This is a genomic window from Rhodococcoides fascians A44A, assembly GCF_000760735.1.
GTDB lineage: Bacteria > Actinomycetota > Actinomycetes > Mycobacteriales > Mycobacteriaceae > Rhodococcoides > Rhodococcoides fascians_E.
This window is the reverse complement of the sequence record NZ_JMEX01000008.1, coordinates 1,657,007-1,683,864: the sequence shown is the minus strand read 5'-3', so window position 1 is coordinate 1,683,864 and position 26,858 is coordinate 1,657,007. Positions and strand designations below refer to the sequence as shown.

Here is a 26,858-nt window from a genome sequence, read left to right as displayed (position 1 = left end):
TGGCCTTGCCCATCGGTCGAGTGGCACGAGATTCAGCACGGAAGACTTTGGGGCTGAGCACTGCAAGGCACTGGTCTTCATCACAGCGGCGTCTTGCTTCGCCACTCTTTCAAAAGTGTGAGTCCACCTGCCACCACGATCCAGACAGTGAGTACCGACCAGCCCACCCAGTGGTGCTCACCGCCGAAATAACTGACGTCGCTGATCGAACGGATTGCAGCCCCGGGCGGGAGTGCCTGACCGAAAACCCGTGCGAGGTCCGGCAGCAAGTCGAGGCCGACAGTTGCGCCACTGGTGGAGTTCCCGACCGTGATCAGCAGCACCGTCGCGATCGGGACTCCGACCGCCCCGAACCACGCACCCAGCGCCGTCGTGGCCAATGCCGTCGCCGCCGACAGCAGCGCAAGCGTGATGGCCAACGACACACTGTGACCGGGAATTGCCCCCAGGACCGGGCCGGCCAGGACTGCCGCCATCACCCCGACCAACGCCGCAAAAGCGGTGACCGTGAGGAGTCGATGGTGCAGGTGCAGCCGAGCAGCCGTCAAGATCAACATCTGCGCGAGAACGAACGACGCCAGAGTCACACCGAAGGCCACGTAGAACCCGGCAATTCCCCGACTGTCGTACCTGACGAGTGGGATGACGTCTTCGGTGACGACCTGCATTCCGGTTGCCCTGCCGTATACGCCCACCAACTGTTCCACAGCACCGACCGTCGAAGGACCATTCGCACCGGCCACATCGAGATCGATTGCTGTCGGTGACGCCGACGAGACCATCGCGACAATATCGCCCCTGTCGAGAAGGGCTTTACCGCTTTCTATATCGGGAACCGACTGCACGCTCACCGCACTGCCGAGAGCATCCGCCAGCCCATCAGCGAGCTCGGTCCCCACGACCGCGATCGGTATGTCGTGTGGCACTGGTTCGCGTTGCAGACCTACGTACATACCGATGAATGCCACGGCGATGAGGCTGGCGATGATCAGCGGCTGCAACCAGGCACGAACGGGCGGGCGGGCGGGCATGTGCGCATGCTCGGGCCGGTCTTCGGACACCGCAGCTGGAGAAGTCGAATCGGACACAACACCCCTCGAGGTAATTTGGTTGGATAACCAGACCAAATGTAGGGGCAATCAGTTTGAAAGTCCAACCAAATGACGCGCTCACAATCGCACTCGATGCTGTGAGCGACCGCTGGTCTCTCCATGTCGTTCGCAGCCTTGCACTCGGCTCGGTGCGGTTCACCGATGTGATCGCCGATACGGGAGCGCCGAGAGACGTGCTGGCCAGTCGCTTGCGCAAGCTCGCCGACGAAGAAATCGTCGAAAAGCGTCCCTACAGGGAAGGATCGCCCCGCGACGGTTACTTCCTCACCACGAAGGGCCTGGACCTGGCGCGAGTGTTGCTGGTGCTCAAATCATGGGGCGATGCCTACAGTCCGCCGGATGCCCGGCGTCGCCGTTTCGTTCACACTCGCTGTGGAGAAGCCTTCGAGGCCATGGTCGTCTGTTCCCACTGCCGAGAACCACTCGGAACCGACGAACTCACCGACGAGACGCCGAAGAGCTGAACTGGAGACGCACCGGGCCCCTGACCACGTTCAAGCTTTCGACTTCCACTGAAAGAATGGTCCCGGCTTGCCATCGAGCGAGGCACCGGACAAACCTCGAAGTTCGGAGGGGTCACGACCGAGATCGAACTCGGTCAGCTGAGGGGTCAACTGGGATCGACACGGCCCGAAGGGAACAGCTCGGACGCAATCGCGGTCATGGTCCGACGAGCATGGTCCGCACCGACCGAACCTCCGCCGTATTCGCTCGCGGCCTCGCGAGAGGCGATTGCCACCAAGTAGCGGTGGTCGGGACCGACGAACCCGGTCGACAAATGAATCCAGTCGCCACCCACGCAGCACATCCACCCCTGCTTGACACCGAGGCTGTTCTCATCGGGTAACGCATCGGGAAGTCCAAAACGCTGGTAGTAGCCGTCCGCGCCGAAACGCGTGAAGTTCTGCAAATTCGATAGGACAGCAACCGACCGCGAGCGCGAGAGACCACCGGCACCGTCGATCATCGCGGAGTAGAAGGTCACCACATCGTTCATCGTGGTTCGAGTTCGACACCATTCGTCCCCCGGCTGCACCGAAGTGGAGGGCAACCCGTAGCGAGCAGCTACACGCCCCACGATGTCGTTGCGCCCAAAACGATTCCAGAGTTGCTCGGCCGCGGCATCGTCCGAGGAGCGCAGCATAGCGTCGATCTGGGTTCTGTCACTTCCGCTCAAATCGACCTCACCGCGCTCGTTACGGAACAGCAGATCGTCCGCGATGAAGAGCTTCGACACCGACGCAGTTTCGATCGGCTCCTCGTTACCGTTGGTAGCCCGAATCCCGCTGACCCGGTCCATGAAAGTGATAGACACTCGCGCACCGTTCAGCGCCCCCACCTCGGTGGCAGCGCGCATCCTCGTCTCGAGGCTCGCCGGTTCGATCCCTGACACTTCGGTGGCAGTCTCGGCAGGTGGTTCCGCACTCTCGACAGCGCTAGGCGCAGTGACCAAATCGGTGGCAACGCAGTGCATCGGTGCCGACACGGACAATACGAGAACGACGACTGCAGTCAGGGCAGCACGGCCGACTGCAGTTCGAGACACGGCCCGAGCGATCTGCCGGCGCGGTATTTCAGCGCTCTGCACGAGAAGTCCTCACTGTGACGACGGCGGACACCGCGGCGATCGCCGCATATCCGAATGCGACGTGCGGGAGGGCAACAATGCTGGACAAACGGCCGGCGACAAGGCTCGGTGCGGCGGCTCCACAATAGGAGAAGAGGTACACCGCCGACATCAGGCCTGCACGTTCGCCCCCAGCCGTTTTTGACAGTAACGCGCGGACGGACCCTGTGAACGTCATACCCTGTGCCGCACCGGCGATTACGCCGAAAGCGATGACCCCGAGGGTCGATCCGGCAAGCAAACTTGTTGCGATGCCGACGACGGCAACTGCGAACACCACGATGCCCGCGCGCTGCGCCCCGGATGGCGTAAGGCGGGCGGTGAGTGGGCCGCCCAATGCGTACGGGGCCATGAACGATGCGAAAACCACTGCAGCCACGAGGGTGTTGGTGGTCCCCAGGTCTCGGGCCGCGATCGTCGGGCTGAAAGCTTGGTAGAAACCGCCAAGCGCCCACGTGGCACCGAACACGGCAACAGCGCCCGGCAACAACGGTCGAACCGCAGCGGGAATGGACACGCGAGGACGTAGCGACGTCAATGCTCCCTGTCGTCGGTTCACAGGATCGTGAGCGAACAGGAGCAGCACAGCACACACAGCGAGCAGGCCGACATCGATCACGTAGGTGGCCGCCAGGGGTGCCGGAGCGTACTGAGCGAGAGCTCCGGTTCCGAGCGAACCGATGGTGAGCCCCGAGACCGGCGCACCCGCAGCTGCGCCGGCAGCAAGCCAGCGCGGGCGGTCGGGGGCAGTGTCGATGACGTAGGTGGTGAGCGCCGAAGACGCAAGCCCACATGCCAAGCCGTGAAAGACTCTGCCGGTCAACAATATACCGAGGTTGGACACATCGAGCAGAATGAGGCTTCCGATCGCGGCGAGGATCACAGCCGCGACTGCAACGACACGGCGGCCAAGATGGTCGGACAGGCGGCCCAGTACTACCAGTGCGATCAGGACGGCGACGAAGTACGCGACCGCGGCCAGCGACAGGTCTTGCGTGCTCAATCCTGCCGCAGCTCGATATCGCTCGTACAACGGAATAGGGGCCCCGGACGCAGCGAACACCGCAACGAGCGCCGCTGTTGCGGTGGCGAACGCGAACGGTTGCGGCGTTCGATCGTCAGGCGCGGTCATCGGCGGCGATGAAAGGCGATTGTCGTAGGGGCATGCGCTCGAGTAAACAGAGCGAGCGGCGACCGCGGGAGTCCCTGCTGTGGGGTGTACTGACAGGGAACCGCTCACGGCGGAAAAGACCTGGTCGCCGCCAGCGCCGAACTTGCCACTCGGGCGATTTCACGCCACTGTGGAAAGGACGGAAATCGGTGAGCGCCCCAACACGAGGAGATAGAAGAAATGACCACGATCGCAATCATCGGCGCGGGTGAAGGTCTCGGCTCCGCTGTGGCTCGACGTTTCGGGCGTGAAGGACTCGCAGTAGCGCTCATTTCCAGGAACCAGGACAACGTCGACCGCATCGCCGGACGGCTTGTCGACGAAGGAATTACCGCCCAGGGTTTTGCCGCCGATGTACGGGACGCGAAATCGCTGACAGCAGCACTGGATTCAGCGGCCGAACGACTGGGCCCGATCGAGGTACTGCAATACAGCCCCGTGCCCGCGAAGGAATTCATGAAGCCTGTACTGGAGACCACCGCCGATGATCTTGCCGGTCCAGTCGAGTTCTCCATCTACGGACCTGTCACGGCTGTGACGCACGTGCTGCCCGGAATGCGCGCGCTCGGGCGTGGCACCGTCCTCTTCGTGAACGGGTCGAGCGCTGTTCGGCCCGGACCCTCCGTCGCGGGCACCTCGATCGCGTTTGCCGGGGAAAGTGCTTATGCTCGACTGCTTCACGATGCCCTTGCACCCGAGGGTCTGCACGTCGGCCAGCTGATCATCCCGCGGGGAATCGGCGCAGGTGAGCCATCGCACGAGCCGGATGCCCTCGCCCAGTCGCTGTGGGGAATCCACACCGAGCGCAAGGAATTCCGCGTCTTCGTGGCCCCTCTGGATTGAGCTTCGGACCGGCGGTCGAGCGCCGACAAAGGTACCTTGCCAGTACACCTTTTCTCAGAGACTGGTTCGATTGCCGTCCGCGGTGTTCCATCGAAACATGACAACTTCAGTGAAGGCTTACGCCGCCACCGCAGCCGACCAGCCCCTGTCCCCCGCCACCATCGAACGCCGCGACCTCGGGCCGCACGACGTTCGCATCGACATCAAATTTGCCGGCATCTGCCACTCCGACATCCACACCGCACGCGGCGAATGGGGACCGATCAACTACCCCCAGGTCGTCGGACACGAAATCGCCGGCATCGTTGCCGAGGTCGGATCCGAGGTCACCACGCACGCCGTCGGCGATCGCGTCGGCGTCGGCTGCATGGTCAACTCCTGCGGCGAATGCGCCCAGTGCGTCAAAGGACTCGAACAGTACTGCCTCGTCGGCAACATCCAGACCTACGGCAGCACCGACCGCGACGGCACCACCACCCAGGGCGGCTACTCCCAGCAAGTCGTCGTCACCGAACACTTCGTCGTCAAGATCCCCGAGGGCATCGAACTCGACGCCGCCGCACCCCTGCTGTGCGCCGGCATCACCACCTACTCACCCCTGCGCCACTGGGGTGCCGGACCCGGCAAGAAGGTCGCCGTCGTCGGCATGGGCGGACTCGGGCACATGGCCGTCAAGATCGCCCACGCCATGGGTGCCGAAGTAACGGTGCTGTCGCAATCACTGAAAAAGCAAGAAGACGGACTCCGACTGGGCGCCGACCACTACTACGCAACCAGCGACCCCGACACCTTCGAGACGCTCGCATCCACATTCGACCTGATCATCAACACCGTCAGCGCCTCGATCGACCTGAACGCACACCTGTCACTACTCGCAGTAGACGGTGCCATGGTCAACGTCGGTGCCCCCGCGGAACCGCTTCCGATACAGGTCTTCTCGCTGATCCCCCACCGCAGAACGTTCGCAGGATCGGCCATCGGATCGATCGCCGAAACCCAGGAAATGCTCGACTTCTGCGCCGAACACCACCTCGGAGCCGAGATCGAAGTCATCTCCGCCGACAAGATCAACGACGCCTGGGAGCGGGTCCTGGCATCCGACGTCCGCTACCGCTTCGTCATCGATACCGCCACCCTGGTCTGAGTTCTCACTCGACTATGACGCCGACCGCCGGCGCACGCGCGTAATGTGCTTGCGCCGGCGGTCGTCAGCGTCGTTTCCAGTGGCGTCGGCATTGAAACGACTGGGCACCGGATGTAATCCGGTGCCGGTCAGGTACGCGGTATCGCCATGTATTTGTACTCGAGAAACTCGTCGATCCCCACCCGTCCACCCTCGCGCCCCAATCCAGAGGCCTTGACACCGCCGAACGGCGCGGCAGGGTTGGACACGATGCCGGTGTTGAGACCAACCATTCCGACTTCGAGGGCATCCCCGACGCGAAAGCTTCTATCGACATCCTGGGTGAACAGATACGCGGCAAGACCCCAAGGGGTGTCGTTGGCGAGACGCACAGCCTCGTCCTCCGAGTCGAATGGCACTATGGCGGCCACGGGCCCGAAAATCTCCTCGAACATGAGGTCAGCGTCGGCCGGGACGTCGACGAGAACCGTTGGTAGATAAAAGTATCCAGGACGGTCCGGCCTCGCACCGCCGCAGATCACCTTCGCTCCCCTGCGGAGGGCATCACCGACGAGATCTTCGACCTTCGTCAGAGCTTTCGTATCGACGAGAGGGCCGACTTCCGTAGCTTCGTCGACTCCGTCACCGAGCGAGAGCGCGCCCAACCGCTCTGCGAGCCGTCTGGCAAACTCATCTGCGACCGACCGTTGCACCAGAATGCGATTGGCCGCCGTGCACGCCTCTCCCATGTTCCGCATCTTGGCCGCGAACGCGCCTTCGACGGCTCGATCGAGATTCGCATCCTCGAACACGATCAACGGAGCGTTACCGCCGAGCTCCATCGACGACCGCATGACATGGCGAGACGCCTGCTCGAGAAGCAGGACACCGACAGCCGTCGAGCCGGTAAAGCTGATCTTGCGGGCAATTCCACTAGCCATCCACGGCGACACGACAGCCGATGCATCGGTCGTACACACGACGTTGACGACACCTTCGGGTAGGCCGACCCGAACAAGGATGTCCACGAGTGCGAGGGAAGCGAGCGGTGCGAGATTCGCGGGTTTGAAGACCACAGTGCATCCTGCCGCGATGGCCGGCCCGATCTTTCGCGTACCCATCGCGAGCGGAAAGTTCCACGGAGTGATGAGAACACATGGTCCAACCGGTTCACGAGAGACGATGATGCGATTCTTTCCGTCACCCGTTGTCGTGACGTCACCGGCGACGCGAACTGCTTCCTCGGAGAACCATCGGAAGAATTCGGCAGCGTAGGCGACCTCGTCCCTCGCCTGCCCAATGGGTTTGCCCATCTCGCTGGTGATGATGAGTGCGAGATCCTCCTGCTCGAGCAGCATCAGTTCATACGCCCGGCGCAGGAGCTCGCTTCGCTCGCGGGGCGAGGTCTTCGCCCAGTCTTTCTGGACGCGGCCGGCTGTTTCGATGGCGCGCTGCGCGTCCTCAGGTCCTCCGTCCGCGACCGTCGCGATAACGTGCCCACTTGCTGGGTCGATGACCTCGAAACGTTCACCGGATGCTGCTTCTGCCCACTCCCCACCGATGAATACGCCGGTAGGGACTGCGGCGATGGTCGCCCTTGCTCGTTGAGACGAACGGCTGTCGCTGAGATCGGTAGTCATGATTTTCTCAGCCTACTTTCCGGTGACGGGATGTCGACCAGTCGCCGATCGTCCAACTCTTGCGCACGCGGCGCGTGTAGGCGTACGTCAAGGCAAGGGCACGCCATCGTTCAGTAGCAGGCTCAGAACGTGTGCAGCACAGCGCGAAAGAACTCTGTGGGTTCGACGGCTTCGATGGCCACGGGCCCCTCGTTGGCCAGGAACTCGTAACCCGTTTCGGCACCGTACTTCTCGCCACCGACCAGCACGTTACCGTTGAGCTGGAACAGAATCTCGATCGACGAAAACTGTCCCGCCCCGTAGGTCGCACCCGCGTCGAGGCGGACGAACCCGAGGCGGAGGTTGCGCTCGGTGAAGTTGCCGAGCCACTTGTCCCACACTCCCGATTCACCCTGCTGGATCCAGTCGTATGCCTCTGGATTCATGGCTATCACGTCGGTGTAGCGCGGAGTCGCAAACTCCAGTTTGCGGCCTGTAGCGTGCTCGAAGATCGCCTGTGAACCGTCCAAGGTCTGCTCTACCCCGTTTTCGTCGGTGTAGTGGTAAAGACCCTTCTTGAACACACCCTTCTTGTTCAACTCGGCATTGGTCGCTTCACGCTGCGCTACAGAGAGATAGCCGTTGCCGCTGGCTCCACCGGCCTGCAGAACCAGTGTGCGCAAGCCTTCCTCACGTTCCTGGGGTCCGTAATGAACGCTCTCGGGGAAGTAGCCGACCCAACCCTGCTCCAGGTAGTCGGTCTCCGAGTACGGCAGACGGCCCTCGACGACGTAGCGGATCTGATCGAAGTCGTGTCGGTGACGCGGAGTCCTCCAACCACCGCTACCGGTGTAGCCGGTGTTCAGATCGTAGTTGTTGGGCGAGCCGTCCACACCGAACAGAAGGTGCTTCTGTTCGAGCTTTCCCTCGCGCATTGTGCCGACGGCTTCCTCGCCGGTCTCCGATGCCCTGCTCACTCGCATGTTCTGCTCCTTAGCTGCTTGTGCGTTCGTTCCGAACTTCATTGACAATATCCCATAGTTCGGGATATTGTCCACCACTAAGTAGATGCGGATCACAATTTCGCTGAAGACCCAGACACCACACAACGAGACTTCGACAAGGACCGACATGACCACAGCGCTCACACACGCCCCCCAGGATTCGGGAGTCCCCGCTTCGGCGCGCGACTTCAGCGTCAACGATCGCGTGGTGATCGTGACCGGTGCTGGACAAGGCATCGGCCGTGAGGTCGCAAGACAGTTCGCTGCAGCCGGGGCTCTCGCCGTTGTTGCCGATCTCGACGAAGGCAGGGCAAAAGCAGTTGTCGGCGAGATCGAGAATGCAGGCGGCGTCGCTTTGGCGGTGAAGGTAGATGTCGCCGACGAGCAAGCTGTGGGTGCCATGGTCGATACCGTCGTCTCCAAGTGGGGCCGTGTCGACGTGCTCATCAACAACGCATCCGTGTTCGCAACCATCGAGAAGGGGCCCTTCGACGAAATCCCCGTCGAACAGTGGGAACACGTGTTGCGGGTCAACATCACCGGGACATATCTGTGCGTCCGGGCAGTAGCGGCCCACATGCGCAAGGCGGGCTTCGGTCGTATCGTCAACATCTCCTCCGACGCGGTGACCCGCGGCACGGTGAACTATCTGCACTACGTGACCTCCAAGTCCGCGCTGATCGGTATGACCAATTCGCTGGCGCGCGAGCTCGGCCCGCACGGGATTACCGTCAACTGCATTCGGCCGGGGTCGGTTGCCACCGAGGTCGAACGAGTCATCAACCCCACCGCCGAGGTGCGCCAGCGCGCCCAGTCGCTCCAATGCATTCCACGCGGAATGGTGCCCACCGATCTCGTCGGCATCATGTTGTTTCTGGCAACTCCTGCGTCCGCGTTCGTCACAGGGCAGACGATCGCGTGCGACGGGGGCTACACACACAGCAGCTAGTCCAACCGACCTGACAAACACCCGAGGAAGGCTCGATCCATGAGGCAGTACCCGCACCTGTATATCGACGGTCGATGGGTCGAGCCCATCGCACCCAAAACGATCGAACTGATCGACCCCACCCGCGAAGAAGCATTCGCCACCGTTGCCCTTGGTGGCGTCGCAGACGTAGATCTCGCGGTTGCAGCCGCGCGCCGTGCGTTCGAAACCTTCTCGGAAAGCTCCGTCGAGAGTCGAATCGCGCTGTTGGATCGGATCATCGACGTCTACGAGTCACGTCTGGACGACTTCTCCGAGCTCATCGCGCGAGAGGTGGGCATTCCGGTCGCGAACCGTGCACAGGTCACCGGACCGGCCGATCACATGAGGGTTGCCCGCGACCTCCTACGCGACTATCCGTTCGAGTCGAGGGTCGGCGGAGCTATTGTTCGTCGCGAACCGATCGGCGTGTGCGGGTTGGTCTCACCGTGGAACTGGCCAGTTCAAACGGGAGCCATCAAACTCATCTACGCCTTGGCGGCCGGGTGCACCGTAGTCGCCAAACCGAGCGTCGAATCCGCTGCCAGCGGCGTGCTCTTGGCCGAGGTACTCCACGAGGCCGGTGTTCCAGCGGGAGTATTCAACCTGGTGAGTGGCACCGGTCGCGAGGTGGGTGACCGGTTGTCCCATCACCCCGACGTCGACATGATCTCGTTCACCGGATCCACCGGTGCCGGCAAGCTCGTGGGAGCAGCCGCGGCAACGAGCACCGTCAAGCGGGTATGCCTCGAACTGGGTGGCAAGTCTGCGAACATCGTCCTTCCGGATGCTGACCTCGAGAAGGCCGCGCGATGGAACATTCAGAGGTGCTTCCTCAACACCGGCCAATCCTGCCACGCGCCCAGCCGAATGCTGGTGCACGAGAGTCAAATCGAAAAGGTGGTCCCCTTCCTTCTCGATGAGGCGCGGCGATTCCGAATCGGCGATCCACTGGAGAGTTCGACCACGATGGGACCTGTCGTCAGCGCCGGCCAGCTCACATCGATCCAGAATCTGATTCGGAACGCCATCGACGAGGGTGCGGTTCTCGAAACGGGTGGCGCTGATCGGCCGAAGGGCCTCGACCGCGGGTACTTCGTGCAGCCAACAGTGTTCACCGGAGTCACACCGAAGATGACGATCGCCCGCGAGGAGGTATTCGGACCTGTTCTGGCCGTTCTTTCGTACCGCGACGAAGACGAAGCAGTGAACATCGCGAATGACTCCCCGTACGGCCTCGGCGGCTACGTGTTCGGCGGCGACCTCGCGAACGCCAGAAAAGTGGCGAACCGAATTCGCGCCGGGCGCATCAGCGTGAACGGCGCAGCAACGGACTCCCACACACCGATGGGTGGCTACAAGCAATCCGGAATCGGCCGCTCGATGGGCAAGCTCGGCCTCGAAGAATATTTGGAAGTCAAGTCCGTCTACGGGTTCGAGGACGAGGCGAGCGACTTGCCTGCCCTGTTCGGCTGAACACACCCAGATCACACAGGAGACCACAGCACATGAGCGACGAAACCCCAGTTTTACTTCACAATTTCGCGAAAGAGAAGCTTTCCCGAGGCGAACCCGTTTACTCGATGACGGTCCGCCTCGTACGGACGATCGACATCGCCTCGATCGCGCATACTGCGGGATTCGACACTGTCTACATCGACCTCGAACACAGCAGCTTCTCACTGCAGGACGCAGGCCAGATATGTATGGCCTGCAATCATCTGGGTGTCACGCCTTTGGTTCGCGTTCCTGACCTCGATCCGGCGCTCATAGCACGCGTGATGGACTCTGGCGCAATGGGAATCGTCGTTCCGGGTGTTGCGTCCGCCGACGAGGCGCGGGCCGCTGTTCGAGCGGTCAAGCATGCCCCGCTCGGCGAGCGCTCCCTTGCCGGGGCTGCCCCCCAATTGCATTATCGAACACTGCCGGCCGAGCAAGTCGTACGCGAGCTGGACCAAGCGTCGATGGTCATCGTCATGATCGAATCTCAGGCCGGTCTGGACGCAGCCGAGGACATCGCGGCGGTCGACGGCGTCGACGTGGTGCTTGTGGGAGCCAACGATCTGAGCGTCGAACTGGGTGTCGCCGGGCAGGTGGATCATCCGAAAATTCACGAGGCGTACCTGCGAGTCATCGCAGCATGCAAGGCCGGTGGAAAGACTGTGGGAATCGGCGGAATGGGCGGTCGTCCGGACTTGATCCGTCAGTACCTGGACATGGGTGCCGGCTACGTCTCGACCGGCAACGACATTTCGTTCCTTGCCGGTGCCGCCGCACAGAAGCGTCAGCAGTTCTCCTGACGCGGGAAAGCAGTCACATGCCCACGAAAGTATGTATTTACGGAGCCGGAGCCGTCGGCGGACACCTCGCAGGCCGCCTTGCTGCAGGCGGGAGCGGACCTGAGGTCTCGGTCATCGCGCGCGGCCCACATCTCGCAGCGGTACGCGAACGCGGCCTCCGGGTGCGAACCCACGATGGGGAGTTGCACTCACACCCGTCCGCCACCGATAGACCGGGCGATCTCGAGCCACAGGACATCGTCTTCGTCACGGTCAAGGCCCCCACGCTGCCGTCCATCGCCGCGGACATCGCGTCGCTGCTGCACGACGACAGCCTCGTCGTGTTCGTCTCGAACGGAATTCCATGGTGGTACTTCCACTCCCACGGTGGACCTCTGGACGGTACCGATTTACGACGACTCGATCCCAATCTCTCCCTGTTCTCGCTCATCGGTCCCGACCGGTCGGTGGGTGCCGTTGCGTACACCGCGGGAACCGTCGTCGCACCAGGCGAAATCGCCGCCGTAAATCCACGCAACAGGCTGATACTCGGCAGGCCTGACGGTCGAGTCGACAGTCGCTTGGAGGCCGTTGCGTCGCTCTTCGACTCGAGCGGGCTCGAAGCAACAACCACCTCGACGATCCGCGACGCCGTCTGGGCAAAACTGTCGATGAACCTAATCGGTGGCGCGCTGGGCGTGCTGAGCAGCTCCGTCATGAAGGACGTTCTCGACAAACCACCTGTGGCAGCGACCGCGTTGACGATGGTGACAGAAAACGGTGCCATCGCACGAGCGCTGGGATGCGAACCGGCCGATCCCGGAGACGTTCTACGTAAGCAATCGGCATCGACTCATCTGCAGAGCGTCGTTCAGGATCTACAGGCCGGCCGGCCGATGGAGATCGACGCTCTGTTTCGAGTCCCTCTCGAGCTGGCCGCACTGGCTGACGTCCCGACACCGACGTTGTCTTTCGTGATCGAACTGGTCATTCAACGAGCACGTGCTGCGGGCCTCTATCGCGACTCGGCGTGAACCGTCGACCCACACCCACCACTGTCAATTACGGAGATCGCACCTATGCGCGCAACGCCCGACACGATCACTCTGCTCACCGAGTACTACACGGCCATGCAGAACAACGATCCTCGACAATTCTCAACGTACTACGCAGAAAACATGACTCTGACGTTCGGCAACAGCCCAGAGATCGTCGGGCGCGAGAAGGTCATCTCGGCCTTCAGCACCGCGCTGGACAGGGTTGAATCACTCGCACACGATCTCGTCGACGTCTGGGAAGAAGACAACGGTGTCGTCTTCTTCGAGTCTCTCGGCCGTTGGACGTTGCGCGGCGGCGAGGTCGTCGAAATCAAAGCCGCCTCGAAGATCACCATCGTCGACGGAAAGTTCGTGGATCAGAAAATCTACGTTGACAATGCACCTGTAGACGAAGCACTGCTGCGCGAATCGGCGACACTCGACAGCGGACGGAAGGTTCACTGATGACCGGAGAACACCGCGAGTTTCAGTCTCGCCTCATCGTCACCGGCCTCGACGACAAAGGCCGATCAGCTATCACGAGTGACGGTCCAACGACAGACCGCCTTGTGGCCGACGGCTACACCCGGAATCACCTGTGGCAGGGAACCGAAGTTCCGACTCCGGTCACGGCTCCGAACGGCCCTCCGAGTGCCGCCATAATTCCGCCCCCGCCGGCGGGCTACAACTACGTCATCACCGCTTTCGCCCCCGACAACGAGTGGGATTACGAAGGCGGCTACGCGCGAATCCTGTCGGAATCCGGCGCAGGCGACGCGGTCGACTCGTCGGATCCTCCAGGCATGCATACGACGGACACCATCGACATCGTCACCGTCATCTCGGGTGAGGCGTGCGTCATCCTCGACACCGGCGAGACAGTCATGCGGCCGGGCGACACCATCATTCAACGTGGAACCAAGCATGCGTGGCGAAATCGGACCGACGAATTCTGCGTGGTCTCCGCTGTGCACATCGCCGCGACTCGCTGACTCATACCGACTCGAGCTCTAACCGACTCGAGCTTCAACCGACTCGAGATTCCGGTTCCGCTGAGCGGGGCCGGAATCTTTTGTCCGTCAACGTGACCGAAGCAATCGAATCCAGGGTCGATACTCGGCACCCAAGATCTTGCTTCTTCACCTTCCGCGTGGCGACAGTGCTGAACAGATCGAATCAAACTGTTGACTATTTCCCACATGGCAGGATATCTTCAACGATGTGAGTGCCGTCACTTTGCGTAATCGCAGCAAGTGTCAACACTCCACCGACGCGTGTCACTCAAGCAGCGCGGCCACTACCGCCCGCCCCTGGGCTCGCGCCCCGCGTTTCACCGTAGGACTTGCCGCTGCCGTGACAACCACGGCTGCACCCACACTGTTGCCGAAGACCGACCGCAAGACCGGGCATCGACCGATACATGCGAACTTCCGCGGCACAGGCCGTTCATCACGAAGGAGAATTTCTGTGTCCGACAAGTTGGACTCCACGCGGGTCGCGACCGATCAAGGTAGTCGTGAAGACCCCAGAACGTTTCTGTTCCGGCTGACGCTGATCGCCAGTATCGGCGGGTTGCTGTTCGGTCTCGACACTGGCGTCATCGCGGGTGCACTCGTATATCTACGTGACGACTTCAACCTCACCGCCGTCAGCGAAGGGTTGGTGGTCACCTCGCTGCTGTTTCCCGGCGCGACAGCAGGTGCACTCTTGGGCGGTCCGATCGCAGACCGCTTGGGACGCAGAAAGTCATTGGTCATCGCTGGCTTCATCTTCATCGTCAGCACCATCGTCTGCGCTCTCGCTCCGACGGTCGCAATTCTGGTCGCAGGACGAATTGCCTTGGGCTACGCCGTCGGAGTCGCATCCGTCGTCGTTCCGCTTTATCTCGCCGAAATGGCACCTGCGTCGCAGCGAGGCCGCATTGTCACGATGAATCAGTTGATGATCACCGTCGGGCTGTTCTTGGCCTTCGTACTCAACGCGTTGCTGGCCAACCTGGTCGACAGCTCAGTGGTGTGGCGCTACATGATCGGCATTGCCGCGATTCCTGCCGTCGCCTTGTTCTTCGGCATGCTCGCGCTACCCGACACCCCTCGTTGGTATGCGAGCAAGCAGAGATGGGACGAAGCCAAGAACGTGCTCCGACGCGCCCATATGGCAGACCGGGTCGAAGCCGAGTACAAGCAGATTTCCTCGATCGTGGAAGACGACCAAGTCCAGGGCAAAGTGTCGGTCATGGCCGTGCTTCGCAACGAACCCTGGATGAAACGCTTGATCATGGTCGGCATCGTTCTGGCGGTTGCTCAGCAGACCACAGGGATCAACGTCGTGATGTATTACGCACCGACGGTTCTCGAAACGTCCGGCCTGACCAGATCCGCCGCTCTGCTCGCGTCCGTCACAGTGGGAATTGCGATGATCCTCTTCACGATCATCGGAATGTGGATTCTCGGCATTATGGGACGGCGCAAGATGATGCTGTTCGGCTTCGTCGGTGTCGCGGTGTCGCACTTCGGTCTTTTGATTACGTACATGTTGCCCGAAACCACCGTGCGTTCCTACCTGATCCTGCTGTTCATGCTGTCGGTCACCGGCTTCATGGTGACCTTCCTCGGAACGACAGGCTTCCTGGTGCTGTCCGAACTGTTCCCCCTACCAATCCGCGGATTTGCCATGGGCGCCTCTTTGGGCGGGCTCTGGATTGCGAACTCGCTCATTTCGTTCCTCTTCCCAATCCTCGCGGAGCGGTTCGGGTCCGTGGTGGTGTTCGGCGGATTCATGGTACTGAACGTGCTCGCCGCACTGTTTGCGTTTCGGTTCATTCCCGAGACCAAGGGGCGCACCCTCGAAGAAGTGGAAGTCGAGATGCGAGCCCGCGGCACCGCATCCGCAGCAAGTTCGTAGCCTGACGCACAGCAAACCTTTCTCACTCACCCAACAGAAGGCGATTGCCCGAAAATGACTGAACGCAGATTTGCCGGAAAAGCTGTATTCGTGACGGGAGCCGGCAGCGGAATCGGCCGCGCAACCGCCTTGGCCTTTGCGAGCGAGGGTGCGGACGTGGTTCTGGCCGACATCGATACCGCCGGAAATGGCGAAACCGCCAGGCTTGCAGCCGAACACGGCGGTCGAACGGTAGCCGTGCGCTGCGACGTGTCGTCCTCGGCGGACATTCGTAGCGCCATCGAGCGGACCGTCGCGGAATTCGGACGACTCGACGTCGCATTCAACAACGCAGGCATCGAACAGCCGGCCGCACCGCTGGTCGACATCGAGGAAGACGAGTGGACTCGGCTGATCGACATCGATCTGCGAAGCGCTTTTCTCTGCATGAAGTACCAGATTCCCGCGATGCTCGAAAACGGTGGTGGATCCATCGTCAACACGTCTTCGGGAGCAGGTGTCATCGGAATTCGAGGACAGGCCGCATACGTCGCAGCCAAGCACGGATTGATCGGACTGACCAAGTCCGCGGCACTCGATTACGCTGACCAGGGCATTCGGGTCAATGCCATCTGTCCTGGCATCATCGAGACGCCCATGATGGACAGGTTCTCGGGCGGCACTCCCGAAGGCAGGGCTCGTGTGATCGGCCAGGAACCCGTGGGACGGATGGGAACCGCCGCCGAGATCGCGTCTGCGGTTCTGTGGCTGTCGTCAGACCTCGGGAGCTTCGCGACCGGTCATGCAATGGTGATCGACGGAGGCCAGACCGTCGGAATCTGATCGACCTTCCAGTATCGACAAATTGCCGTCAGACCGTGTGAGAGCACATCGTCTGGCGGCGATTTGCGTTGCGTACTCGGACGCTTCGATCACAGGGAGGTCGGGACCGGCCCCGCCCCGTCTGCGGCGTCGGCTCGACGTTGTATGTCGGCTACCCCGTCCGAAATCTTCGACGCTGCAAGCTTCACAGCCGCCACTGCCCGCCGCACGTCGACATCGCGCCGCTCGTTCACATCCCACGCCACCCCCACACTTCCAAGCGCGGTTTTCTGGCCAGTGAGAACCGGTGCCGCGACGCCGCAGACCCCAGGGTTGAACTCCCCCACTGTGACAACGAAGCCGTCTTTCTTGAATGCACCCAAAGTCGCACGGAAGGCGGTCCACGAGTCACCCAGACCCGCCTGCTGAATTTGCTCGCGTTGACGCGGGTACAACGCCTTCAGGCGGTGGTGCGGAAGGTAGGCCAGTATTATTTTCGACACCGCTCCTTGAAACAACGGACGCCGTTCACCGCGAGAAAAACGATTGGCCGGACTGAGCGGAGCTCGGTACTCACCGACACAGAGGACCGAGTCACCAAACGGTCGGCACAACAACGCCGAGTGGCCGATGTTGTCCACCAAGTCCTCCAGCACACCACGACTGGCCAGCAGAAGAGGATCGGTCTCACGAATCTGGCGATCCATCTCGATGATTCGGGGGCCGAGAGTGTACTGCCCGTTACGCACAGCGGCGATCAACCCGGCATCGTTCAGCGTCTTGATGTACCGATACCCCGTCGAACGAGAAGTATCGAGGTACTCGAGAATCGCGGCAGTGGACCACATCGGCTGAGCTTCACTGAACAATTGCAGGATGTGAAGCATCTTTTCCAGACTGCCAGCCGTGTCCGGGCTTTCCGCCACGTCATCGACGTCATTCGATGCATGAGACTGTGCCATCGTTCGAGTCCGACCCGTTTCTTCCGTCGTTCGCCGCGTACCGCTCATCCTAGTGCTCCGGCCCGTCATGGCGTGTAACGCCGCACGGCTGCCCGGTCGACGACCGATTAGCCAGTGATGCTGCCTACTTATCCGCCAGTGTACCCCCCAAAACGTACTAAAAGGCGTATATTCGTAAGCATTGCTGGCTATTAATGAGGAGGATCGCGTGGACGATCGGGTCGATGCACTTCGAGAAGACATCGTGCTGTTCAACCGAGCTATTCGAGCGAACGTCGCCGGCCATCTACTGACACCCACCCAGCTTCAGACCCTTGGGAACCTCGACCGCATCGGTGCAATGAGCGCCCGTGAACTGGCCAAAGTGGAGCGGGTGACACCGCAGACCGTGGCCAGGACGGTCACACTACTGGAAGAGCGCGGACTGGTGACCCGCATTCAAGACCCTGATGACGGTCGCGCGCAAATCATTTCGATCACCCACGAGGGCAAGGCCAAGCTCGGAGCCGATCGTCGCAAGCGCGACGAGTGGCTGGCAAACGCACTCGACACGCATTGCAGTGCTGTGGAACGCGACGTGCTCTTTGCCGCCGGAGCCCTGCTGCGCCGTCTGTCGAGCGCACCTGTCGTCAGCGACAGCGTCGAGGACCGGGCGGTGCGTAAATGACGCGGAGTACCGAAACAGGGCTGGCGCGAACATCGGTCCCCTTCAGCGTGCGAGGAGCAGCAGCCACCGGAACCGTGCTTCAACCGCTCAACTCGTCCATGATCGCTGTGGCCATCGTTGGAATTGCTGCCCAGTTCGGCCCGAGCGCCAATGTCTCGTGGGTCATCTCGGCTATGTACATCACAACGGCCGTCTGCGCGCCGATGGCGGGTCGCTTGGGATCGATGCTCGGCGCACGTCGCGTGTTTTTGGCAGGTTTGGCTTTCGTGGCGTCGGGTTCCGTCTGTGGTGCCTTCGCACCGAACATCGGAACGTTGATCGCGTCGTATGTAGTTCTAGGAGTCGGGATCTCGGCGCATATGCCCAACGCGATGACCATGGTCCGGGCGTACGGAGAACTGCACGGGCAGCAAACCCGCACTGCGCTCACCACCATCGTGATGTGCGGGCAGTCCGTTGCCGCTTTGGGCCCGACAGTCGGCGGGCTTCTGGTCGGAACGTTCGGCTGGCAGTCGATCCTCTGGGTGAACCTTCCCGTCGTGGCCATCAGCGCGATCGCAGTGTTATCGGTCGACGTCGGAGACGAGGGTCGGTCGACGGTCTCCCTGCGAGAGGCACTCGGAGCCATGGACGGAATAGGGATCGCGTTCTTCGTTACCACAGTGGCGTCGTTGATGGTGTTCCTGGCGTCGATCGCACACACAGCCCGATGGTGGATACTCCCTGTCTCCTCTGTCGCGTTCGTGCTGTTCGTCGTGTGGGAGCGTCGCACGAACCAACCATTCTTCGACGTACGCGCTCTCGCCCATAACCGTGCGCTGGCCGCGACCCTGGGCGGTGCGCTGATCACCTACACGTGCTTCTATTGTGTGTTTTTCGGAATCCCACAGTGGCTGCAGGCGTCTCGGGGAATGACACCCATCGAGACCGGCCTGACCATGCTGCCGGTCGCCGGAGTCACCGTCCTGTCCACGGTCCTCGGAGCCCGCGTATACGGCCGGTTCGGCGCGCGACGCACCCTTCTCGCCGGCACGGTGATGATGCTCGTCGGCGGCACTCTGATCGCCACCGTCGAGTCCAGCACCGCCCCGATGTACGTGCTTCTTCTGGTCGCCGCCGTACTCGGAATTCCCAACGGCTTTCACAACATCGGAAATCAGAGCCTCATCAATGCCACGACCTCGGTCGACGACGTCGGCACCGCTATCGGGATGTACCGCACCATCGCCTTCGTCGGAGCAAATCTTGCGGTGGTCGTACTCCAGATCACTGCAGGTCCGGTTGTCGACGACGCGGGCCTGCACCGTACAGGTGTGTTCATCATGGTCTGCGCTGCAGTCGTACTTGCGGGGTTGCTCGCGTACCGTCGAGCGGCGACGTCACGGAGTTGAGTACAAAAATCGGGCCCCCTCCGTTGATTGCGCAGTGACGCAACAGAATCGACGGAAGGGGCCCGCTTGGGCGGTCAGCGAGTCGTCATAGCTCCATGTAGACGCACTTGGTGTAGAGGTAGTTGTCCATATGGGCGGCGTTGCCTTTGGCTCCGTATCCGCTCAACTTGGTGCCGCCGAAACCGACCATGGGATCGATGTAGCCGTAACAGTTCACCCACATCGTGCCGGTGTGCACCCCACGAACCACTTTCATGGCAGTCGACAGACCTTGCGACCACACTGCACCGCCGAGCCCGTAGTCGCTGTCGTTGGCAATACGAATGGCCTCGTCCACGTCGTCGAACGGTAGAATGGAGAGCACCGGTCCAAAGATCTCCTCGCGAGCGATACGCATACTGTTCGACACACCGCCGAACACGGTCGGTGCCATGAAGTAGCCGCTGCCGAGATCGCCGCCCAATCGCTCGCCGCCACGGAGCAGTTCTGCTCCTTCCTCACGACCGATGTCGGTGTAGGCCATGACCTTGTCCAACTGAGGCTGCGAGATGATCGGGCCCAGGGTGGCCGCGTCGTCGAGGCTGTGTCCGACTCGGATCTCGTCCATGTACTGCAGGAGTCGTTCGGTGAACTGATCGACGATGGACCGCTGAACCAACACACGCGTTCCGGCGAAACAGATCTGACCGGAGTTGGCGAACACACCCATGGCGGCACCCGGTACCGCTTTGTCCAAATCTGCATCGGCACAGACGATGTCGGCGGATTTCCCACCGAGTTCGAGCTGCAGGCCTTTGATGTTCACAGTCGATGCTTTGATGATGCTGCGGCCGGTCTGCGTCGATCCGGTGAAGGCAATTCGGTCGACGTCAGGATGACTGGCCAGCGCGTTGCCTGCATCTTTGCCCAAGCCAGTGACCACGTTGACGACGCCGGCGGGAACGCCCGCCTCGTGCAGTATTTCTGCTGTCCTCAGAACGGATAGCGACGCATCCTCGGAGGGCTTCAGAACGGTGGTACACCCACTTGCCAAGACCGCACCGACGATCCAGAACTGACCGCCCAGCGGACCGTTCCACGGAATAATGCCTCCGATGACACCCACCGGAGCTTTCAACGTCATTGTGGCAATGTCGCCAGGGATGCCATTCATCAAGGTCTCACCCGAGATGTTTCCCGCTTGCGTCGAAAAGAACGACAACATCTTCATCAAGGCTGCCTTGGAGTTACGCAACCTCGTGACCGGGGCACCCATGTCCAGCGCCTCGATCTGAATCAGCTCGTCGAAACGGTCGTCCATGATGTGCGCGACGCGCGTCAGCAGAGCTTGACGTTCGTAAGGAGACCAGGTGCTCCACGGACCGTGGAAGGCGCGGCGGGCGGCGACTACCGCCCGGTCGATGTCGGACTCACCGCCTGCACCTATCCGGGCGAGAATCTCGCCCGTCGACGGATTGACGGTCGTCAAAGTCTCCCCGGAATCAACCGGCACACTGCGCCCGTCGACGAAAGGGTGGTGCACCTCCCGTGCCAAGAAGTTCTGGGCACCATCCAACAGGGCGAAATTCTGGAGATCTGTACTCACTTGCATCCTCTCGAAAGAATCTACGACACCGCGTCGATCGGCAGAGAATCAACCGACGGGTTCACACGTGCGCTCTACATATATAAGCCGAAACTGGTTCGCGTACAAGGATTTCACATCTGGTGTACCCCTCGGGCGAACTACGCCACGCTCGGATAAAACTTTCATTGGAACCGGTCGGCTCGACAAGGTCATATCGAGCCGACCGGGGTCTGATGCACCTGTTCACGCTGGGGTGAGCGCGGCCCGCAGCGCGCTCACGATGGCGTCGGTGACGGCCTCGGTGTCTGCTGTGCCGCCGATATCGCGGGTGAGAACTCCCCCCGCGGTGGTGGCTTCGATGGCGGCTTCGACCTGCCTGGCCTCGGCGTGGCGTCCGAAGTGATCGAGCATGAGGGCTGCGCTGGCGATCGCGCCGATGGGGTTGCTGATGCCTTTGCCAGCGATATCGGGGGCCGATCCGTGGACGGGTTCGAACATGCTCGGATAGCGGCGTTCGGGGTTGAGGTTGGCACTCGCTGCGATGCCGAGGCTACCGGCGAGTGCAGATCCGAGGTCGGAGAGGATGTCGGCGTTGAGGTTCGAGGCGACGACGACGGACAGTTCCTCTGGGTGAAGGATGAATTTTGCGCTCATCGCATCGACCAGAACGCTCTCCGTGGCAACGTCTGGATAGTCCGTTGCCACCCGATGGAAGACCTCGTCCCACAGCACCATGCCGTACTGCTGGGCGTTGGATTTGGTAACCGAGGAGACTTTTGCAACGGTGCGAGTGCGCGCCAGATCGAACGCGAAGCGCATGATCCGCTCACAGCCCTTGTCGGTAAACAGTGACGTCTGCAGTGCCACCTCGTTGCCCGGTCCGCGTCCGCCGAGGTTGCGTCCACCGAGGCCCGCGTATTCGCCCTCACTGTTTTCTCTGACGACGACCCAGTCGAGTTCTGTGTCGTCGGCCTTGCGTAACGGGGATTGCACTCCGGGCAGAAACTTCACCGGTCGCACATTTGCCCACTGATCGAAGTTTTGTGTGATGTTCAGACGCAGACCCCACAGACTGACGTGGTCCGGGACGTTCTCCCATCCCACGGCACCGAAGTAGATGGCGTCGTAAGTTCTCAGAATTTCGAGCCCGTCGTCGGCCATCATCTTGCCTGTCTTCGCGTAGTATTCGCTACCCCAGGGAAACTCGTCCCATTCAAAGGCGAACGCACCGCCGGAGTGTCCGGCCACGGCATCCAATACGCGTCTGCCCGCGCCCACCACCTCTGCGCCGACACCGTCGGCGGGGATCGACGCGATCCGATACGTGGTCGACTGCGAGCCCACTACTACCTCCGATGTCAGACAGATCACGCTTGATCCCACTAATTAAGACTGCGCAAGCTACCCCCCGTCCATTACCAAGTTCCGATGCCGCTCATAGGATCAATCAATAGAAGAGGTTCGACCGCAGCTAGACTGCATCGAACCTCACGACCAGCACAACGTGGAGGCAGGTTCGAATGGATGCACGAAAGCTCAAGTACTTCCTGGCTATCGTCGATGAAGGAAGCATCAATCGCGCGTCCGAGGTGTTACTCATCGCCCAACCCACTCTTTCTCAGGCCATCGCTGGACTGGAGCGCGAATTGGGAGTGCCGCTGTTCCATCGCATCGGTCGGCGACTCGTACTGAGCGACGCCGGCGAAACCTTGGTGGGGCCGGCTCGAGTGGTGTTGCGCGATCTGGACGACGCGGAAGCAGCTGTCCATGGCTTGAAGGGACTTCGGGGCGGACGCCTCGACCTGATTACGATGCCGTCACCGGGAATAGAGCCCCTCACCACTATCCTCACCGCGTTCGGTCGACTGTTTCCGGCAGTAACCGTGAATGCCCAAGCCGCATTCACACCTGAAGAGGTCCTCCGAGCGGTTCGCACCGGCGTCAGCGAGATCGGCATTCTCGGCTCACCTCAGGCCGTTCAGGCACCGGACCTGCGGGTGGTGACGTTCAAGAGCCAGCCTCTGTTGCTGCTGTCGAGCCCCGACGCGGATCTACCTGACCGGCCCGAGATTCAGCGGTCGGAGCTGTCAGGGCTGAGGTTGATAGCTTCACAGCAGGGGTCGCTGATGCGATCGCTGGTGGACGACATTCTCGCCAGCGGGATCCCCGCCACTATCGCTGCCGAAGTCGCACACCGGACGTCTATCCTTCCCATGGTGCTCAGCGGCTTCGGCCACGCAGTCACTCCCTCTGCCTGGGCGGCGTCGGCCGAGAAGGCAGGTGTGCGAGTTCGCCGCATCGTCCCGGAGTCATACCTGCACGTCGCCGCCGTATGCCGACTGACACACATGACTCCCCCGGCGAGAGTGCTGATGGACGAAGCCCAGAAATACGCCGGCGAAGTACCCAATTGAGCACTACCGAGAATGCTTCAACGCATCGCGCAGACCATTGTGGGCACTGTCGGAACGCGACCTCGCCCGGCACTTGAACATTGGCGCTACCGATAACTTCTATTGGTAAAACGTATTGGACATTCGAGGCTGCTTAGCCCCTTAATAGATCGACTCGAATTGTGACACAGGCGACAACGCGTATCCGGAACCGGACGCTGTCATTCGAGATAATCGCGATAGGGGTTTTTCAAATGCCGACCGAAACCGACGATCTGGTACATCACCTGGCGTACGCAGCGGCCAACAGTGCGTTCGAGTCACTGTCACCGGAGGCGATAGAAGCCGCCAAAAAAAGCATCTTGGACACTCTCGGAGTAATTCTCGCAGCCAGTGGCGTCGAGCCGGCGGTACGCGCAGCTATCGACCTGGTCCGAGAGGGTGGTGGTACCCCTGAGGCGTCCCTCATGGCTTTCGGAGGCAAGCTGCCGGCAATTGCTGCAGCATTCGCCAATGGTGCCTTGGCGCACTGCCTCGACTACGACGATCAGACTCCCTGGGGCCAGCATGCTTCCAGTTCGATCATCCCTGCCGTTTTCGCCGTCGCAGAGCGCAAGGGCGGGGTAACCGGCAAAGACCTCATCGCGGCGGTCGCGACGGGTCAAGACCTGTTCGCCCGGCTTCGGTGCAACGTCGGTTGGCGTAAGGACTGGAACCTGTCGACAGTGGTGGGGGTGTTCGCCGCCACCGCGGCAGCGGGCCGCGTGCTCGGCCTTTCCGCCAGTCAGCTTGCCCATGCACTCGGCATAGCAAGCATGCAATCGAGCGGTGTCATGGAGGTAGTGGCTGGAACCGGAAGCGACCTTCGTGGTATGTATGCTGGCTTTTCTGCCCGAGGCGCAGTGACAGCCGTTCTATTGGCCGAGAAAGGCACCACGGGCGTCGACACCCTGTTCGAGGGCGAATATGGCTTCCTGAAAACATACTTCGGCGGCGTATACGATCGCGCGCAAATTCTCGAGGGCCTGGGAAGCGATTACCGAGGTAGCGGAACTCTCTACAAGAAGTGGCCGGCTGTCGGTACCGCTCACAGTCACATTCACGCGACCATCGAACTACTGAAAGAAAATGAATTGACTGCGGACGATCTCATCGAGATTCGCGTATTCGTCGGCGACTACCACGATCTCATGTGCCGTCCGCTCGAAGCACGCCGAACCCCAACGACGTTGGTCGACGCAAAGTTCAGCCTCCCATTTCTCGTCGCAGTCGGCGCAGTTCATGGGACCGTAAAGATCTCGCACTTCAGCAGCGAATCTTTGAAGGACAAATCCGTCCTGGCCGTTGCTCAGAAAATAGTGCCGATAAGTGATGCATCTCTGGACTGGACTCTCGAGTTACCTCCGGGGCGAGTCGAGATCGTCACTCAGGACGGTCGGCGATACGAGAAGACCGGCACCGGGGTACCAGGGAACGATGATGCGCCGCTCTCTTGGAGTGACCTGGCCGAAAAATTCAGCGATTGTGCGGCAGTCGCCGTTACCAAGCATTCAGACGACGTTATCGTCAAGGTCGTGGACTTGATCAAGAACTTGGAGTCGCTCGACGACGCAACGGTCGTAATGGAAAATCTCAGTCCTGCTGTGGACGAGCGTTTTTCACTGAAGTACGAGACATCGTCGCAGTCGACTTCGACGGAATCCGAGGCGCGGTCGTGATCGCTATCTGGGCGCTCGTGGCATTCATCGGCGCCATCGTAGCGTGGAATGCAGTACTCAAACGAAACATCGGCGAGGCGATGCTCGTCGGCTTCATCGTAGTCGGCGCGTTCGCCGGCCGAGATGCGCCACGGTACATGGCGAGCGGCTTCGTCGACGCGATTCAGGCCGAAATTACTTTTGCTGCGCTGGCGTTCATTTTCATGAGTTTCATTCTGGCGAAAACACCGGTGCTCGATCGGCTCATCGATATTCTGAACTCATTCCTCGGGCGAATGAAGGGAGGGCCGATTTACACCACGACGCTGGCTGGGGCGATTTTCGGTGCGGTCGCCCATGTCGGCGCATCAATGGCCGCGGTCGTGGGATCGGTGACTGTTCCATGGATGAAGCGTTCCGGCGTCAGCGGAGAATTGTCTGCCACCGTCGTAGCCGGTTCAGCAGGCATGGGTTTGACGTTTCCATTCAGTGCGACCATGTTCATCTTGGTCGGATCTGCCACAGTCAGTGGCATGATGGACGCGGACGACATCATCGTCCCTCTCGGCATCGCCGGTGTGTGGTGTCTCGTCTACCGACTTGTACTCAATTTCTATCTGATTCGCAGGAACGGCCTGCAGCCGATCGCTGTCGAGGACCGAATTCCTGCCCGACGCAGTCTTCGCGCTGGGTGGACCTCGGGCCTTCTACTGATTCCGCTGCTCGTCCCCCTGTTCCTCACCCAGGGGCCGATCGCGAACGCACTGGGGCAATACACGGACTTGGTGATGTCGAGAGCAATTAGCATCATCACCTGGATCCCCGTTCTGATGATTCTGCTCGTCCTCTTTCTCGGACGTAGACACCTGCCCAGAGACGGCAGAGGCTGGTGGAAGATACTCGGCGAATCCGCGCCCCAGTTCGGAATCATCGGCACGACGCTCGTCGCGGCGTTCTCCGCGTCCGCCGTCCTTGGCCAATTGCGCCTTCCCGAGCAGTTGACCTCGATGCTCGAGTCATTGGCCGCACCGAAATGGCTGATGGCAATTCTGGTCGGAATCATCATAGTGGTCATCGCAATCCCCTTGACGGCGTCGGCCACCGTAGCAACCGTCGGACCGGTGGCGGTCGCAGCATTGGCCGGGGCGGGCGTTCCTGTACCGATCGCAGCTGCCGCGGTGCTGGTCTTTGCGTCCACCGAGGGAGCTTCACCACCGTCCGGCGCGCCGATCTACATCGCGGCAGGAATCGCAAGAATCGATCCGTCGAAAATATTTGTGCCGCTGCTCAAGTACTACTGCATTCCAATTCTCGCTATCGGTGTGCTGATCGCGCTCGGCCTTCTCCCCGTCTGAATGGATAGGACACCACATGTTCCGCACAGTCGTCTCGACCCTCTTCCGCCTCAGCACAGTGGTTTTTCTGGTCGGGGGGCTGGTGATCGTCCTCTGTCAGGCGGTCGGACTGATCCTCGGCAGAGGGGAATTCGTTACTCAGACTTTTGCCTCGATGAGCCCTTACGTATTCGGTAGCGCGGGAGTAGCCGGGTTGCTTGCATTCGTCATGTCGTATCTCGATGATCCCGAGGACTCTTCGACCGACTCCAGCTTTCATGACGCGGCACCGGGTGGAGCATCGTCCGCGCCGCAATGAACGAGTCCTGACGACCAGCGGTCGGGCACCTACCGACGAAT

At 61.2% G+C, this 26,858-nt stretch carries 25 protein-coding genes; 17 read left to right on the top strand and 8 right to left on the bottom strand.

Annotated features, from left to right (window positions below):
• Nucleotides 1-80 precede the first annotated feature (80 nt).
• Nucleotides 81-1,031, bottom strand: a complete 951-nt coding sequence (locus BH95_RS20185; protein ID WP_157773111.1) for a hypothetical protein — start codon at nt 1,029-1,031, stop codon at nt 81-83.
• 158 nt (nt 1,032-1,189) lie between these two features.
• On the opposite strand from BH95_RS20185, the gene BH95_RS20180 reads away from it, so the two are divergent.
• Nucleotides 1,190-1,576: a winged helix-turn-helix transcriptional regulator gene (locus BH95_RS20180; RefSeq protein WP_052060110.1), complete on the top strand. Its 387-nt coding sequence runs from the start codon at nt 1,190-1,192 to the stop codon at nt 1,574-1,576.
• 146 nt (nt 1,577-1,722) lie between these two features.
• Here the strand turns inward: BH95_RS20180 and BH95_RS20175 are convergent, their stop codons facing one another.
• Nucleotides 1,723-2,427 (bottom strand): serine hydrolase, encoded by a 705-nt coding sequence (locus BH95_RS20175; protein WP_157773109.1) that lies wholly within the window; start codon nt 2,425-2,427, stop codon nt 1,723-1,725.
• A gap of 259 nt (nt 2,428-2,686) precedes the next feature.
• Nucleotides 2,687-3,871: an MFS transporter gene (locus BH95_RS20170; RefSeq protein WP_052060108.1), complete on the bottom strand. Its 1,185-nt coding sequence runs from the start codon at nt 3,869-3,871 to the stop codon at nt 2,687-2,689.
• A 219-nt stretch (nt 3,872-4,090) separates the two neighbouring features.
• On the opposite strand from BH95_RS20170, the gene BH95_RS20165 reads away from it, so the two are divergent.
• Together BH95_RS20165 and BH95_RS20160 are read left to right on the top strand one after the other, a co-directional pair.
• Nucleotides 4,091-4,753 carry an SDR family NAD(P)-dependent oxidoreductase gene (locus tag BH95_RS20165; protein WP_037183756.1) on the top strand — a complete coding sequence of 221 codons (663 nt, stop codon included), beginning with the start codon at nt 4,091-4,093 and terminating at the stop codon, nt 4,751-4,753.
• Nucleotides 4,754-4,850: 97 nt separating this feature from the next.
• On the top strand, nt 4,851-5,897 hold the full coding sequence (locus tag BH95_RS20160; protein WP_037183754.1) for an NAD(P)-dependent alcohol dehydrogenase: 1,047 nt from the start codon (nt 4,851-4,853) through the stop codon (nt 5,895-5,897).
• Between the two features lie 128 nt (nt 5,898-6,025).
• Here BH95_RS20160 and BH95_RS20155 read toward each other — a convergent pair whose 3' ends face one another.
• Both BH95_RS20155 and BH95_RS20150 read right to left on the bottom strand, forming a co-directional pair.
• Nucleotides 6,026-7,516, bottom strand: a complete 1,491-nt coding sequence (locus BH95_RS20155; RefSeq protein ID WP_037183752.1) for an NAD-dependent succinate-semialdehyde dehydrogenase — start codon at nt 7,514-7,516, stop codon at nt 6,026-6,028.
• Nucleotides 7,517-7,638: 122 nt separating this feature from the next.
• Entirely contained in the window at nt 7,639-8,478 is an 840-nt protein-coding gene (locus tag BH95_RS20150; protein WP_037185304.1) for a hypothetical protein, read from the bottom strand.
• A gap of 148 nt (nt 8,479-8,626) precedes the next feature.
• Here BH95_RS20150 and BH95_RS20145 point away from each other — a divergent pair, with 148 nt between their 5' ends.
• From BH95_RS20145 to BH95_RS20110, 8 genes are all read left to right on the top strand, one after another.
• Entirely contained in the window at nt 8,627-9,448 is an 822-nt protein-coding gene (locus BH95_RS20145; RefSeq protein WP_037183750.1) for an SDR family NAD(P)-dependent oxidoreductase, read from the top strand.
• Between the two features lie 39 nt (nt 9,449-9,487).
• A complete protein-coding gene (locus BH95_RS20140) occupies nt 9,488-10,942 on the top strand; it encodes an aldehyde dehydrogenase family protein (RefSeq protein ID WP_037183749.1) in 1,455 nt (484 codons plus the stop codon).
• Between the two features lie 107 nt (nt 10,943-11,049).
• Complete coding sequence (locus BH95_RS20135) at nt 11,050-11,766, top strand: HpcH/HpaI aldolase family protein (protein WP_208601188.1); 717 nt, start codon at nt 11,050-11,052, stop codon at nt 11,764-11,766.
• 17 nt (nt 11,767-11,783) lie between these two features.
• Entirely contained in the window at nt 11,784-12,779 is a 996-nt protein-coding gene (locus tag BH95_RS20130; protein ID WP_037183746.1) for a ketopantoate reductase family protein, read from the top strand.
• Between the two features lie 45 nt (nt 12,780-12,824).
• Nucleotides 12,825-13,247, top strand: a complete 423-nt coding sequence (locus BH95_RS20125) for a nuclear transport factor 2 family protein (RefSeq protein ID WP_037183744.1) — start codon at nt 12,825-12,827, stop codon at nt 13,245-13,247.
• The gene (locus tag BH95_RS20120; protein ID WP_052060105.1) at nt 13,247-13,774 is read left to right on the top strand and encodes a cupin domain-containing protein; all 528 of its coding nucleotides are present in this window, start codon (nt 13,247-13,249) and stop codon (nt 13,772-13,774) included. The genes BH95_RS20125 and BH95_RS20120 overlap by 1 nt, the downstream gene beginning before the upstream one ends.
• A 475-nt stretch (nt 13,775-14,249) precedes the next feature.
• Complete coding sequence (locus BH95_RS20115; RefSeq protein ID WP_244165062.1) at nt 14,250-15,686, top strand: sugar porter family MFS transporter; 1,437 nt, start codon at nt 14,250-14,252, stop codon at nt 15,684-15,686.
• Nucleotides 15,687-15,740: 54 nt separating this feature from the next.
• Nucleotides 15,741-16,508, top strand: a complete 768-nt coding sequence (locus tag BH95_RS20110; RefSeq protein WP_037183743.1) for an SDR family oxidoreductase — start codon at nt 15,741-15,743, stop codon at nt 16,506-16,508.
• Between the two features lie 89 nt (nt 16,509-16,597).
• On the opposite strand, the gene BH95_RS20105 is transcribed toward BH95_RS20110, so the two are convergent.
• Nucleotides 16,598-17,374 (bottom strand): IclR family transcriptional regulator, encoded by a 777-nt coding sequence (locus BH95_RS20105; protein ID WP_167336911.1) that lies wholly within the window; start codon nt 17,372-17,374, stop codon nt 16,598-16,600.
• Nucleotides 17,375-17,657: 283 nt separating this feature from the next.
• On the opposite strand from BH95_RS20105, the gene BH95_RS20100 reads away from it, so the two are divergent.
• Together BH95_RS20100 and BH95_RS20095 are read left to right on the top strand one after the other, a co-directional pair.
• Entirely contained in the window at nt 17,658-18,116 is a 459-nt protein-coding gene (locus BH95_RS20100; RefSeq protein ID WP_037183742.1) for a MarR family winged helix-turn-helix transcriptional regulator, read from the top strand.
• Nucleotides 18,113-19,507: an MFS transporter gene (locus BH95_RS20095; protein ID WP_037183741.1), complete on the top strand. Its 1,395-nt coding sequence runs from the start codon at nt 18,113-18,115 to the stop codon at nt 19,505-19,507. Before BH95_RS20100 ends, BH95_RS20095 begins: the two co-directional genes overlap by 4 nt.
• An 85-nt stretch (nt 19,508-19,592) precedes the next feature.
• Here the strand turns inward: BH95_RS20095 and BH95_RS20090 are convergent, their stop codons facing one another.
• The gene (locus BH95_RS20090) at nt 19,593-21,092 is read right to left on the bottom strand and encodes an aldehyde dehydrogenase family protein (RefSeq protein WP_080738054.1); all 1,500 of its coding nucleotides are present in this window, start codon (nt 21,090-21,092) and stop codon (nt 19,593-19,595) included.
• A 225-nt stretch (nt 21,093-21,317) separates the two neighbouring features.
• On the bottom strand, nt 21,318-22,436 hold the full coding sequence (locus tag BH95_RS20085; protein WP_371828335.1) for a tartrate dehydrogenase: 1,119 nt from the start codon (nt 22,434-22,436) through the stop codon (nt 21,318-21,320).
• Nucleotides 22,437-22,594: 158 nt separating this feature from the next.
• Here BH95_RS20085 and BH95_RS20080 point away from each other — a divergent pair, with 158 nt between their 5' ends.
• From BH95_RS20080 to BH95_RS20065, 4 genes are all read left to right on the top strand, one after another.
• On the top strand, nt 22,595-23,488 hold the full coding sequence (locus BH95_RS20080) for a LysR family transcriptional regulator (RefSeq protein ID WP_037183733.1): 894 nt from the start codon (nt 22,595-22,597) through the stop codon (nt 23,486-23,488).
• A 161-nt stretch (nt 23,489-23,649) separates the two neighbouring features.
• Nucleotides 23,650-25,185, top strand: a complete 1,536-nt coding sequence (locus BH95_RS20075; protein ID WP_208601187.1) for an MmgE/PrpD family protein — start codon at nt 23,650-23,652, stop codon at nt 25,183-25,185.
• Nucleotides 25,182-26,519, top strand: coding sequence for a TRAP transporter large permease subunit (locus BH95_RS20070; RefSeq protein WP_037183731.1), 1,338 nt, complete (start codon nt 25,182-25,184; stop codon nt 26,517-26,519). Before BH95_RS20075 ends, BH95_RS20070 begins: the two co-directional genes overlap by 4 nt.
• 16 nt (nt 26,520-26,535) lie before the next feature.
• Nucleotides 26,536-26,817, top strand: a complete 282-nt coding sequence (locus tag BH95_RS20065) for a hypothetical protein (RefSeq protein ID WP_052060103.1) — start codon at nt 26,536-26,538, stop codon at nt 26,815-26,817.
• The last annotated feature ends 41 nt before the right edge of the window (nt 26,818-26,858 follow it).

What these genes read in the sequence shown, in the direction of transcription:
- BH95_RS20105 (WP_167336911.1), bottom strand. Translation starts at nt 17,374, where the DNA reads ATGCTTCACATCCTGCAATTGTTCAGTGAAGCTCAGCCGATGTGGTCC.
- BH95_RS20130 (WP_037183746.1), top strand. Translation starts at nt 11,784, where the DNA reads ATGCCCACGAAAGTATGTATTTACGGAGCCGGAGCCGTCGGCGGACAC.
- BH95_RS20125 (WP_037183744.1), top strand. Translation starts at nt 12,825, where the DNA reads ATGCGCGCAACGCCCGACACGATCACTCTGCTCACCGAGTACTACACG.
- BH95_RS20110 (WP_037183743.1), top strand. Translation starts at nt 15,741, where the DNA reads ATGACTGAACGCAGATTTGCCGGAAAAGCTGTATTCGTGACGGGAGCC.
- BH95_RS20080 (WP_037183733.1), top strand. Translation starts at nt 22,595, where the DNA reads ATGGATGCACGAAAGCTCAAGTACTTCCTGGCTATCGTCGATGAAGGA.
- BH95_RS20065 (WP_052060103.1), top strand. Translation starts at nt 26,536, where the DNA reads ATGTTCCGCACAGTCGTCTCGACCCTCTTCCGCCTCAGCACAGTGGTT.
- BH95_RS20170 (WP_052060108.1), bottom strand. Translation starts at nt 3,871, where the DNA reads ATGACCGCGCCTGACGATCGAACGCCGCAACCGTTCGCGTTCGCCACC.
- BH95_RS20120 (WP_052060105.1), top strand. Translation starts at nt 13,247, where the DNA reads ATGACCGGAGAACACCGCGAGTTTCAGTCTCGCCTCATCGTCACCGGC.
- BH95_RS20160 (WP_037183754.1), top strand. Translation starts at nt 4,851, where the DNA reads ATGACAACTTCAGTGAAGGCTTACGCCGCCACCGCAGCCGACCAGCCC.
- BH95_RS20145 (WP_037183750.1), top strand. Translation starts at nt 8,627, where the DNA reads ATGACCACAGCGCTCACACACGCCCCCCAGGATTCGGGAGTCCCCGCT.
- BH95_RS20165 (WP_037183756.1), top strand. Translation starts at nt 4,091, where the DNA reads ATGACCACGATCGCAATCATCGGCGCGGGTGAAGGTCTCGGCTCCGCT.
- BH95_RS20185 (WP_157773111.1), bottom strand. Translation starts at nt 1,031, where the DNA reads ATGCCCGCCCGCCCGCCCGTTCGTGCCTGGTTGCAGCCGCTGATCATC.
- BH95_RS20095 (WP_037183741.1), top strand. Translation starts at nt 18,113, where the DNA reads ATGACGCGGAGTACCGAAACAGGGCTGGCGCGAACATCGGTCCCCTTC.
- BH95_RS20155 (WP_037183752.1), bottom strand. Translation starts at nt 7,516, where the DNA reads ATGACTACCGATCTCAGCGACAGCCGTTCGTCTCAACGAGCAAGGGCG.
- BH95_RS20135 (WP_208601188.1), top strand. Translation starts at nt 11,050, where the DNA reads ATGACGGTCCGCCTCGTACGGACGATCGACATCGCCTCGATCGCGCAT.
- BH95_RS20150 (WP_037185304.1), bottom strand. Translation starts at nt 8,478, where the DNA reads ATGCGAGTGAGCAGGGCATCGGAGACCGGCGAGGAAGCCGTCGGCACA.
- BH95_RS20140 (WP_037183749.1), top strand. Translation starts at nt 9,488, where the DNA reads ATGAGGCAGTACCCGCACCTGTATATCGACGGTCGATGGGTCGAGCCC.